Source organism: Bacteroidota bacterium (assembly GCA_013360915.1).
In the GTDB taxonomy this organism is placed as follows: domain Bacteria; phylum Bacteroidota; class JABWAT01; order JABWAT01; family JABWAT01; genus JABWAT01.
This window is the reverse complement of the sequence record JABWAT010000017.1, coordinates 1-11319: the sequence shown is the minus strand read 5'-3', so window position 1 is coordinate 11319 and position 11319 is coordinate 1. Positions and strand designations below refer to the sequence as shown.

At 51.0% G+C, this 11319-nt stretch carries 8 protein-coding genes; 7 read left to right on the top strand and 1 reads right to left on the bottom strand.

What is annotated here, in order from left to right:
• Nucleotides 1-244: 244 nt before the first annotated feature.
• The 4 genes from HUU10_13330 to HUU10_13315 all read left to right on the top strand — a co-directional run bounded on the left by HUU10_13330 (nt 245) and on the right by HUU10_13315 (nt 6303).
• Nucleotides 245-2068 carry a histidine kinase gene (locus HUU10_13330; GenBank protein NUQ82590.1) on the top strand — a complete coding sequence of 608 codons (1824 nt, stop codon included), beginning with the start codon at nt 245-247 and terminating at the stop codon, nt 2066-2068.
• On the top strand, nt 2065-2829 hold the full coding sequence (locus tag HUU10_13325; GenBank protein NUQ82589.1) for a response regulator transcription factor: 765 nt from the start codon (nt 2065-2067) through the stop codon (nt 2827-2829). The genes HUU10_13330 and HUU10_13325 overlap by 4 nt, the downstream gene beginning before the upstream one ends.
• A gap of 476 nt (nt 2830-3305) precedes the next feature.
• Entirely contained in the window at nt 3306-5675 is a 2370-nt protein-coding gene (locus tag HUU10_13320) for a M4 family metallopeptidase (protein ID NUQ82588.1), read from the top strand.
• Nucleotides 5676-5760: 85 nt separating this feature from the next.
• The gene (locus tag HUU10_13315) at nt 5761-6303 is read left to right on the top strand and encodes a Crp/Fnr family transcriptional regulator (GenBank protein ID NUQ82587.1); all 543 of its coding nucleotides are present in this window, start codon (nt 5761-5763) and stop codon (nt 6301-6303) included.
• 79 nt (nt 6304-6382) lie between these two features.
• On the opposite strand, the gene HUU10_13310 is transcribed toward HUU10_13315, so the two are convergent.
• A complete protein-coding gene (locus HUU10_13310; protein NUQ82586.1) occupies nt 6383-8116 on the bottom strand; it encodes an Ig-like domain-containing protein in 1734 nt (577 codons plus the stop codon).
• A gap of 216 nt (nt 8117-8332) precedes the next feature.
• Here HUU10_13310 and HUU10_13305 point away from each other — a divergent pair, with 216 nt between their 5' ends.
• From HUU10_13305 to HUU10_13295, 3 genes are all read left to right on the top strand, one after another.
• Nucleotides 8333-8860: a hypothetical protein gene (locus HUU10_13305; protein NUQ82585.1), complete on the top strand. Its 528-nt coding sequence runs from the start codon at nt 8333-8335 to the stop codon at nt 8858-8860.
• A 486-nt stretch (nt 8861-9346) separates the two neighbouring features.
• The gene (locus HUU10_13300) at nt 9347-9931 is read left to right on the top strand and encodes a TetR/AcrR family transcriptional regulator (protein NUQ82584.1); all 585 of its coding nucleotides are present in this window, start codon (nt 9347-9349) and stop codon (nt 9929-9931) included.
• A 66-nt stretch (nt 9932-9997) separates the two neighbouring features.
• Nucleotides 9998-10885, top strand: coding sequence for an NAD(P)H-binding protein (locus HUU10_13295; protein NUQ82583.1), 888 nt, complete (start codon nt 9998-10000; stop codon nt 10883-10885).
• Nucleotides 10886-11319: the final 434 nt, after the last annotated feature.

The following is an 11319-nucleotide window of genomic DNA, read 5'->3' as shown; positions in this document are numbered from 1 at the left end:
CTCCGATTAAATGTTCAGGTGCAAAATTGGCAACACCAACCGTGTCTTACGATGGTTTTCCGGTGGAGTGGTGGTTAGTCTGGCTGAACTGTCGGAAAAACCGGTTGAAGTGTAAATTTCCCATTGTTCCCGATCGGAATGCCCGCGATTTACAATTCAGCAGGTCATTTTAACACTCCGGCTGATATTTCCGGTCATGGGTTGGACCGCGTTGTATCTTTGAACCAGAATACCGTCACAAGCCATGACCTTTACCGCATTCATCTTACTCTTTCAGATTTTTTTACCGGGAAGCAGCCCGGGTCACTCCGGATCCATTGTGGAATTGGGTGACAGCCTCGTGCGGGCAACTCTTGACTGGCCGGATCAATCACCCGAAGGCGGGTTTGTTTTCACCGCACCCGATGGCAGGCTGACTCAAACGTGGGTAAATGAGCTCACCGATCTTGAAGCGGTCAAACGCAATAAACAGCTGTTTCTCATGATCCGGTGGCCGGATATAAAGGCCAATAAACCTGTGCTGTATCTGGAAGGAATCCTTTCCGGATTTTCCATTTATCAAAACAACCGGCTCATCTATCCGGATAGTTTGCTGCAAAAACCGGAAACCATCCGGTATAACCAGTTTCATATCATTCCAGTTGATACAACCGTAAAACCCATCCGGCTATTTCTGCGGCTGAATTTCGATCACATTCTCGAGCTGGGATCCTCCCGGAAATTATTGGCGGGCGATCAGACGGATATTCTTGAACACACAATCCGTTACCAGCAGGACAGTTTGGTTATGGCCATTGCCAATCTGCTGATGGGTTTCACTCTTCTCATTCTCGCAAACATTATTCTGCTCTCCTTTTTAAAATTCCCACGTTCCATCCGGAAAATTCTGGTTCCCTTTGCCTGGCTCTTCCTTGTTGCCGCAGTGGATTATCTCTTTACGGCCAACTATGCGTTTATGCCTGTCAGTCCCATCGATTTTCACCCGGTGGTTTATGCAGTGGTTCCATTGACGATCATTTATCTGCTGCCGGTCTTTTATCTGATTTTCTTCATCCGGTTGTACCATGCAGGCTGGAAACAGATTCTCTGGTGGATGGTGGGTGCGCATCTGATACTCATGCTGGTTACCGCTGTGACGCTCATCGATCCCACCGATTTTATTTCCATTCCCATATTAATCAGTGAATTGTTCATAGTTCTCGATTTCATTTTCCTGCTGATAATCCTCTGGCAATACCGCCGATCGGGATCCGGCATCATTCTCACCGGCATTTCCTTTCTCATCACCTTCATTCTGGTGATTCTGGATCTGAGTGCTATGACGGGTTCTCAGATGGAAAATTTCAGTCTGTACGGTATTGGATTTCTGCTGATTGCAGCCTCCTACGCCTTTCAGGTGGGACAGGAATATTTTCGTACGCACCAGATCGTGGAAACCGTTCAGCTGGAATTGGAAAGTCAGAAGGCGCGGCTTTCTTCTTTGCAGGAGACCAACATGCGTATTCAGGTGGATGCGCTGAAATCGCAGATCAATCCTCACTTCCTCTTTAATTCTTTCAGCACACTGCTGGGACTCATTGAAGAGAAATCTGAAAAAGCTGGACCCTTCGTTCAGGAACTCTCCAATGTGTACCGGTATATTCTGCTTAGCAAGGATAAAAATCTGACGGAGTTGAAAAGTGAACTGGAATTTCTGGATGCGTACACCTACCTGCTGAAACAACGGCATCAGGATGGATTGCATGTTGAGGTAGATGTCCCGGAGGCAGCCCGGGACTTAAAACTGCCCGTACTGACGCTGCAATTACTGGTTGAAAATGCCACGAAACACAACATTATTTCCGTGAAAAAACCCCTGATTATTCAGATAGTCTGGCAATCGCCCGGATTTCTTTCTGTGAGGAACAATCTCCAGCGAAAACCGGTGATGACGCTCTCCACCGGTATGGGACTGACGAACATCAGGGAACGTTACCGCTTTTTCACAGAATTGCCTGTGGAAATTCACGAAACAAGTGACCGTTTTACTGTTACGCTTCCGCTTTTACCTGCAGAGACCCCGTCATGAATATTCTGATTGTGGAAGATGAATCTGCCAGTGCCGCACGGCTAACCCGTCTGCTGAAATCCATTGATCCGGAATTGACAATTCTGGCCGTGCTTGAAAGCGTGGAGGACAGTGTGCAATGGGTAACGGAACACGGTCAGCCAGATCTTTTCTTTCTGGATATTCAGTTAGCCGATGGTCTTTCCTTTGAACTGTTCGATTACTGTGAAATAACCGCCCCGGTTATTTTTACCACCGCTTTTGATGAATACATCCTTGATGCATTCCGGGTCACCAGCATCGATTATCTGATGAAACCCATTGAACGGCGCGATCTGGAACGAGCGCTGGATAAATGGCGGAAACTGGAGGAAACAGCCGTCAGCAGGCATGCTCAGCGGATTTTAACCCTTCAGCAACATCAGGCAGAAACCAAAACCCGATATAAAACCCGCTTTCTGGTAAAAAAGGGCATTCAGAGTGTCTCTCTTCCTGTTCAGGATATCGCCGGAGCGGTTATTAAAAATCAGGTGGTTTTTCTCATCAATCGTGCTGGTAAACGGTTTCTCTCCGATCTCACTCTCGATCAGTTCGAATCGCTGGTAAATCCGGCCGATTTCTTCAGGATAAACCGGCAGGTGATTCTCCGGTCCGATTCCGTTCTTTCCATGGAACCTTACTTCAACAGCCGCCTCATTTTGAAGCTGATCCCCGGTTTCGAGGAAGACCCCATCGTTGCCAGGGAGCGGGTTGCTGCTTTTAAATCCTGGCTGGATGGGTAGGCGGAATTACAAGCAGGCTAAAATTCCTGAGAGATTTTCCAGTAAGCCATTTATTGCCAACTTGTTAAAGGTTACTACGCTCCATCCAGCCATTTAAACAAAAGCCGGCCTCCGAACCCCACCACCACCGGACATCCGATCACCAATGGCAGCTTTAACGGGTCGATAGGGAGGGGAAGACACTTGACTTCCCATTACCCTCAAGTCGGTTTCACAATGGTAAAAGGGGTTGATTTCCTTTGGGTTTTTATTTCCACCTTACCTGCTGAAAATATTTATCGACACGTCTTGACAACTATTGACAATCATGCAGAATTCTTCTAACTTCAGCCCTTTCGGAAAAAGTGCCTGATTGCCTTAAATAAAAAGGCAAAATCGGGTAAGTCCGAAAAAAATGACGGTTTAGCTCAATTTATAGAATGGAAGAAAAGAGTGGAACCGTTTCTGAGGTTAAAAAATAAGGAGAACGTATCTGCATGACTGTTCGTTTAAGCATGGCTCTGGCAGCGGTTGGAGTTGCTGCCACTTTACAGGCTCAGGATCTTCGGGTAACCGATCGGTCCGTTGAATCAGTAGCCTCCCTCGATGTTGATCATCAGGGTCAGGTTGTCTATATAAAACCACTCGCTTCCTGGGCAAAAGCCAGCGGAGAAGAACTGGCTTCGGCACTGAAGTCGGTTTACGGAGTTGAGGCTGAACTGGAACCGGTAATGGTTCTTTCCGAGGGCATGAAGACCCACACCCGTGTTCGTCAGATGGTGGGTGGAATTCCGGTTGAAGGGGCCGAACTGATTATTCATCGTGACCGGCACTCAGCCATTACCGGTGTGACCGGATCTCTTCATAAAGTGGAACACTACACCGGCGCTTTGCTCGACCCCGCCGATGCGGTCACCCGCGCACTTTCCTCCTTCAGCCAGACGACTCCCTGGTCCTGGTTAAATGAAGATGAGGAAGCCCTTCTGAAAGAAGTAACCGGAAATCCGGCTGCCACCTACACCCCTACTGCCTCACTGGTTTATGCACCGGTGGATGGCGACCCTGTGAACGGATTCCGGCCTGCCTATAAACTGACCCTTCAGTCCGGGGCTGATCAGCCTGCCCGTTGGGTGGTTTTTGTTGATGCACAGACGGGTGCCATTCTGAACAAGTACAACTCATTACATACCACCGCCGCCGTCGGAACAGGAACCTCGCTTTACAGCGGCACGGTCTCTATCAATACCGACCTGGTCAGCGGTACCTATTATATGCGTGATCTGTCGCGGAAGGTTGAAACCTATGATATGAAGAACAAAACTTCATACACAGGCGTGACTTTGTTCACCGATACCGATAACACCTGGAATACCACCACCCAGAAAGCCGGTGTGGATGCTCACTACGGGGCAGCCAAAACCTGGGATTACTATAAACTGGTTCACGGACGCAATTCCTATGACAATCTGGGAACCACCATCAAGTCCTACGTTCACTATTCCACCAATTATAACAATGCCTACTGGAATGGCTCGGTAATGACGTATGGGGATGGAGATGGCACCACTTTCACTCCGCTGGTCACGCTGGATGTGGCCGGCCATGAAATCACTCATGCGGTCACCGAAAAAACGGCCAATCTGGCTTATCAGAATGAATCGGGCGCACTGAACGAGGCCTTTTCTGATATTTTCGGCGCAGCCATCGAGTTCTATGCAAAAGGGGCTTCAGGAAACTGGCTGATCGGTGAGGCCTGCTATACACCGGCCACCAGCGGTGATGCACTGCGTTCCATGAGCAATCCGAATGCAGAAGGACAGCCCGATACCTATCAGGGAACCTACTGGTACACCGGAACCGGTGACAACGGAGGGGTTCACTACAATTCGGGCGTGGCCAATTTCTGGTTCTATCTGTTGTCGGTTGGCGGCAGCGGAACCAATGACAAAGGAACTGCCTATTCGGTAACCGGTATCGGAATTACAAAGGCAGAAAAGATTGCTTACCGTGCGTTGTCGGTTTATATGACCTCAAGCACCAATTATGCCGGAGCCCGCACCGCCACCCTGAATGCGGCCACCGACCTGTATGGATCTGCCTCTGCCGAATATACTCAGGTTGCCAATGCCTGGGCGGCTGTTGGAGTTGGCACCTCGGGCGGCGGAACCCCTCCTCCCACCAGTTGGAACGCCTACACGGAAGTGGAATCGAATGGAACCACCGCCTCGGCCAATACCCTTCCGGCCACTCCCGTTAAGGTTACTGCCAAAATCGGATCCACCACCGATAACGATTACTTCAAATCCAGCATCAAGGCTGCCAGTTCGATGACCATCAAGCTGATTCCGCCTTCAACAAAGGATTATGACCTGTATATTCTGAACAGCAGCGGTACCCAGATTGCCAAATCGGAAAACGGAACCGGTGCAGCCGAAACCCTTACTATTAAGAATTCCGGTACGACCGCAGCAACCGTTTACATCCGGGTTAAGGGATACAACAGCGCCTATTCCACCACGCTGAATTACACCGTTGAGGTATCTCAGGCTGCCTCGGTTGCCGGAATCGCCGGTAACGGAGTGGAAGGACAGGGAACGCTGTCTGAACGCTTCGAACTGCTGGGCAACTATCCGAATCCGTTCAACCCATCCACCACGATCCGCTTTGTTGCTCCCGAAAAAGCACTGGCCACCATCCGCGTGTATAACCTGCTTGGTCAGGAAGTGGCTGTGGCGTTGAATGAAGTGGTGGAAGCCGGAACAGTGAATGCCACCTTCAATGCGGCCGGATTGCCTTCCGGAACCTATCTGTACCGGGTTACCATGGGCCAGCAAACCCAGTCGGGTAAACTGACCCTGATGAAATAACCGGTTCCTTTTCAGTTATCTGCAAAGCCATCTCCTGATTCGGGGATGGCTTTGTTGTTTACAGGCTTCCACCGATCTTTAGCCGATGATCATTCCCGGATTTCCCAATGTTCCGTTTCCAGATCTGAAGCGGCGGCTCCTTTCCCGTGGTGACTTTCTCTTGCAGGCTGGCAGCCTTCAGCGGTCTTTGTGGCTTGTTCATTCAGGGATTATCCGCCATTTTCATGTGATCAACGGACAGGAAATCACCCGGTGGATTGCGCTCCCCGGTTCCTTTACCACCAGCCTGAGGACCTTTTTTTACGGATGGCCGGCTGATGAGTCGCTCGAAGTTATTGCCGATGCCGATGTGTCAGAACTTACCCATGAGGGTTGGTCCGCCTGGGTGGACAAACACCCGGTGGTGAAGGATTATTTGATCGATGTGCTTCTGAAGGATTGTATCGGGTACGAAGACCGGATCGCCGGACTGATCGGGAAATCAGCCACTGAACGATACCTTTCCCTCATGGAACAACACCCGGATTGGATCCGGCAGGTACCTCTGGAATACCTTGCCCAGCTCATCGGCACCACCCCGCGTCATCTGAGCCGGATCCGGCGGGAACTGGTCAGGAACCGGCGGTAAGTTCGTCTGTCTGGTCAGAGCTGTCAGGCATCCTCACCAAAGTGAAGACTCCATCCGATCGGTGACTCTCATATCTGGTTTATTTCTTCGGATACAGATCATCCCCGTTCCGGTGGCCTGGTTTCCGGCTGAACAGCGTTGAAAGCACCGTGCTCCGACCGGCTAAGGTGGGCAATCCATTTCCGTTTTTATCCGTTTTCATTATCAGAAAATCCGAGGTCGGATGTCTGAAATTGGAGTGAGTGGTTCCTGAGAGATACAATCCGCCCGAAGCGGTTCTGATAATCCGTCCGATACGGCCGGGTACCAATTCCTTCTCCCACAAAAGGGATCCGGTATAGGAAAAAACGGCCAGATAGCATTGACCATTCCTCGACCCGCCCACCATGATTCCATTGCCGAACCAGTCCATGAAGGAGGCCAGTTCAGTGCCGGCCGGTGCCATATAGGACCAGTTTTTAGTGCCAGTGGCAGAGGTTTTAAGCAGGCCGCTTTTCCCGTTTGACAGGTAGGGAATCAGCAGTCCGTTCTCACCGGAAAGAATGGCAGGCCGTCTGAGTAAGAGCGAATCAGGGAATTCCACCTGCGATTGAACTGAACCGGACCAGGAAAGAAAGATGAGGTGATGGGAGGCGGTCCCGATCAGAACATGATCGGTTCGCATGGAGAGGTAACAGGATCCTGCGTTCACCATGGGAAACTGGACGGACCATTGAACCGCACCGGACCCATCCACTTTTAAAATGGCTGGTTTATTGTTCAGTTCACCTCCAAGCGCTGCACTTGCATCGGTGGGAAGTCCCACGAGATTGACACCCCAGGAACTGGAATCGGTCTTACCATACGTCTGATCCCAGATCAGCCCGCCCGACTCGGTGATTTTTATCAGTCTCATGGTCCGGTTTGGATCGGAGCTTCCTCCAAACAACAGGTACTCATCACCGGCAGTCCTCAGGACGGCGTTTCCATAATCTGATTTTGGCTGTGTGAGTGTTTTCTTCCATAAAACCTTTCCCGATGCAGAAACCTTTCCATACCACCAGTCCTCCATGATCTGAGTGGTATCGGTGAAGGAGGGCCCGATGAAAAGAGCGCCCCCATCGGCCGTTTCAACCAATCCGTTAATCCATTCGGCCCGGCCGCGATCCAGCCGGAGGACCCAATAGGCTTTTCCCATGAAAAACACCCTTTTTTCACTCCAGGTGCTCAGCCGTCCGTTCATGCCTTTTGCGCGGAGCCTCCAGTAATGGGGTCCCGATGCCAGTGAAGAAACCATGAAAAGGGTGTCGGTGGTGGACAGAGTTTGGTCAGCCGGTGAGAAAAGGGAATCGGAATCGATTTCGAGCTGATATTCCTGACTACCCTGCAACGGATACCAGGAAAACGTGACGGAGGCATTCTCCTCGTGTTCCCTGCCATCGGATGGTGCCTTAGGCTGAATCGTCAGAGTTGCCTCGGCAGAAACGGTCACGCTGATCAGGTTGGACTGACCTGAATTGTTGGCTTCGTCAACCGCAATGATCAGAAGGGTGTGCTGGTTTCCATCCGCCCAGAATCCCACATTCCATACAAATGTGAAGGGTGCTTTGGTATCGGTGGCAACCGTATCGCCATCCACAAGAAAGTAGACCGTCCTGATGGCGGATTCATCGGTGATGACTGGTGAAATGGATGTAGGTCCCGAGAGAAAAGCACCGTTAACCGGTGAAGTGAGGGTGACCACGGGAGGGGTGGTATCCGGTTCGGTGGCTTCCTCGCAGCCGGTGAGCAGTATAAACGCGGGGATTAACAGGGCGGACAGGATGCGGGCCATCGTTACCTCCTGATTCTAGATGCAGGTTGTTGTGTCAACACAGAAAGGTACGTGATTCTCTGGTCGGGTGGCGTACCATTTCTCACAGAGCGGACCTGTAGTATTAAGGTTTTCTGAAGTGTTCAGAAGAACTGTTCCTGCAACTGAAAAACCGGACAAATGTCCTGACTTCTGCAAACGGATTTGCCTGATCTTTGCATAAAAACCGGAGAAAACATGAAACCTGTGACCACCTTCCTGATACTGATTCTTTCGCTTCCGTTAACCGCCCAGTCTCTGCGCTGGGGAGCCGAACTGGATGCGCTGCCGTATTTATCGGGCGGCTACTACGGATCTGTGATTGCCGGTTATGACCAGTGGCAGGTCCGTGCCGTGCTCACCCGGACCACTTTACCTGATTTCGCCACCAGTGACGGGATTAAATCGCATCGGCTGGATGCAGTGGCCCTCATCGGAGATTACTTTTTTGACAGCACTGCAACAGGCTGGTGGGTGGGCAGCGGAGTGGAATGGTGGTCGAATCGCCTTGCACCGGAGTCCGGAGGCACCCGATCGTTTGAGCAATGGGTTCTTACACTGGGTGGCGGTTATACCTGGGAATTCACCTCCTGGCTGTATGTGAACCCGTGGGCAGCTCTGCATCTGCCGGTCAGCGGAACCTCGCCTGTTCAGGTGGGAAGCGTTCGTCATGAACCACAGGCGGTGGTGGTATCCGGGTCGGTGAAGGTGGGGTTCCGGTTTTAATAGGTACGCAAAGGCGTCAGGTTCAATGCGTTTTAACGCAGAGAGGCGTCAAGAGTAAATACAGGAGAACGCAAAGGTTTTTTTTGGTTTTTAATACAAGAACCATCGCGTACTTTGCGAATACGCTGCGTCGTTGCGTTTAAATGCGTTTCACCGCAGAAAGCGCAAAGGGTAAATACAGGAGAACGCAACCTTTCTGGTTTTTAAATACAGGACCCCGTCCGGCAGAAGGCTCCCCAACCCCGTAAGGGGTGCCATTATTGTAGAAAACGCGATAAAGACCAAGACCCTGAAAAACCCCGATAGGGGTGGCATTATAAAAAATGTCAGGAATGAATCATTTTTTAAACTGTGTTACTACAATAATGTCATCCCTTCGGGATTCAATACCTATCCATCGTCTCTTTGCATATTCTTTGCTGGCTTTGCGTTAAAAGTATTTCTCCCACTTGACACATACCAACTGGTATGTATAACTTTGCATCCATGACAGATACAAGACAGGCCATTCTGGAGAAAAATTTCGAGGTCATGCGCCTGAACGGCTTTCAGGGAACGCGGTCCGATAAGATCATTGAGGATCTGGGAATCACCAAGGGAGCCTTCTATTATTATTTCCCGACCAAACGGGATCTGGGTTACGCGGTGATTGATGAAATGCTCACGCCCGGTTACCTGAAACTCTGGGGCCAGGTGCGGCAACAGACAGGAACTGCTCCGGACCGGCTTGTGTCGGTCATCCGGTTGGTGGCTTCGCGGGCTGACTCTCAAAACATTCGTCTTGGATGCCCGCTGAACAATCTGGTGCAGGAAATGGCACCCATTGATGAAGGGTTCAAACAACGTCTTGATTCGCTGAGCCAGCAGATCATCGCCATGATCAGAGAAACCATTGAATCAGGCATCCGGGAAGGCAGTATCCGGCCGGAGGTGAATCCGACCGGGGTCGCTCATTTAGTCTGGGCTTCGGTGGAAGGCAGTTTTTCTATTGGGAAGGCCAGTCAGAGCACCGGGACCTTTCTGACAGCCATCGAAGCACTCGTTTCCTATATCAACAGTTTACGCACTTAAAAAAATTTACCAATAAACATACCAACTGGTAGGTATTACAATAAACAAAAACACAAGGAGATACCCATGTACGTCATCACAGGAGCCACCGGACATACCGGTTCCGTCATTGCCCACACGCTGCTGAAAGCAGGAAAATCCGTTACCGTGGTCGGCCGGTCCGCCGACAAACTGGAGGAATTGAAAAAGGCCGGTGCCCAGGTGGCCATTGGCAATCTGGAAGATGCCGCTTTTCTGACAACTGTTTTCAAAGGGGCCAAAGCGGTTTATGCTCTGATTCCGCCCAATTTTGCCACTGATCAGTTTCGTGCTTACCAGAACCGGGTGGCCGATGCGCTGGTTCTGGCTCTGAAAGCCTCACCGGTTACCCATGTGGTGACCCTCAGCAGCTTCGGTGCCCATCTGCCTGCCGGTGCTGGTGTGGTTCAGGGATTGCATGACATGGAGCAGAAATTCAAAACGCTGACCGGCACGAATGTGCTTCATCTGCGTGCCGGATTTTTCTTTGAAAATTTCTATGGCAGCATCGGTCTTTTGAAACAGGCTGGCATTTTTGGCGGATTTCCCATCGAAGGAAACATTCCCATGTCCTTCGTTCACACACGTGACATTGCAGAGAAAGCAGCCAACCATCTTCTCGCTCTGGACTTTACCGGACAAGGTCATGACTATGTGGCGGGTGATCGTAACTATACCCTCAACGAAGTGTCGGGTATCATTGGGGCGGCCATCGGAAAGCCCGGACTTTCCTGGACCCGTTTTCCCGATGCAGATGCCTATCAGGGAATGGTCGGGATGGGCTTACCGGCAGACCTTGCGAAGAACTATGTGGAATTCTGCAACCGGGCCAATGAAGGAAAACTGACAGATGGCTTCAACCGGACGGCAGCGAACACCACCAAAACCTCGGCAGCGGATTTTGCCAGGGAATTTGCGGCGGCGTATCAGGCCTGATGACTGACAGAACCGGGTGAAGGGGTTTCACCCGGTTTGGTTGGTCAGGTCCAACAGGAACTACGACTCTGAACGGCGTCGAACTTTGAATTTTCCGGTCCCCGGGTGCCGAATCCGCAAAGTCTGCAGAAACCTGCAAGTTGATAGGCTCCGCAGGGTTACTTTTGCAGGCCCAAAAGTAACCAAAATGCCCAGCCGACCGCCCGCCCTAAGGCTTCTTGTTATCGCTGCGACCCTAACCGAATCTGAACTCGTCCCGTGTACGGGCCTCAAACAGCAGATTCGGTCTTAACGGGATCTCCGCTCACAAGGGCGCCGGGTGGCCGATGTCGGCGAAGACAAAAATCCTGGAAAATGGACTTTGCATTCGCGGGTGGCCACCGGCATCGGTGGGCGGTGTGGGTGGCAAGGATCGCAGCTTTCAGATATTTTGT

What these genes read in the sequence shown, in the direction of transcription:
- HUU10_13330 (NUQ82590.1), top strand. Translation starts at nt 245, where the DNA reads ATGACCTTTACCGCATTCATCTTACTCTTTCAGATTTTTTTACCGGGA.
- HUU10_13325 (NUQ82589.1), top strand. Translation starts at nt 2,065, where the DNA reads ATGAATATTCTGATTGTGGAAGATGAATCTGCCAGTGCCGCACGGCTA.
- HUU10_13320 (NUQ82588.1), top strand. Translation starts at nt 3,306, where the DNA reads ATGACTGTTCGTTTAAGCATGGCTCTGGCAGCGGTTGGAGTTGCTGCC.
- HUU10_13315 (NUQ82587.1), top strand. Translation starts at nt 5,761, where the DNA reads ATGATCATTCCCGGATTTCCCAATGTTCCGTTTCCAGATCTGAAGCGG.
- HUU10_13310 (NUQ82586.1), bottom strand. Translation starts at nt 8,116, where the DNA reads ATGGCCCGCATCCTGTCCGCCCTGTTAATCCCCGCGTTTATACTGCTC.
- HUU10_13305 (NUQ82585.1), top strand. Translation starts at nt 8,333, where the DNA reads ATGAAACCTGTGACCACCTTCCTGATACTGATTCTTTCGCTTCCGTTA.
- HUU10_13300 (NUQ82584.1), top strand. Translation starts at nt 9,347, where the DNA reads ATGACAGATACAAGACAGGCCATTCTGGAGAAAAATTTCGAGGTCATG.
- HUU10_13295 (NUQ82583.1), top strand. Translation starts at nt 9,998, where the DNA reads ATGTACGTCATCACAGGAGCCACCGGACATACCGGTTCCGTCATTGCC.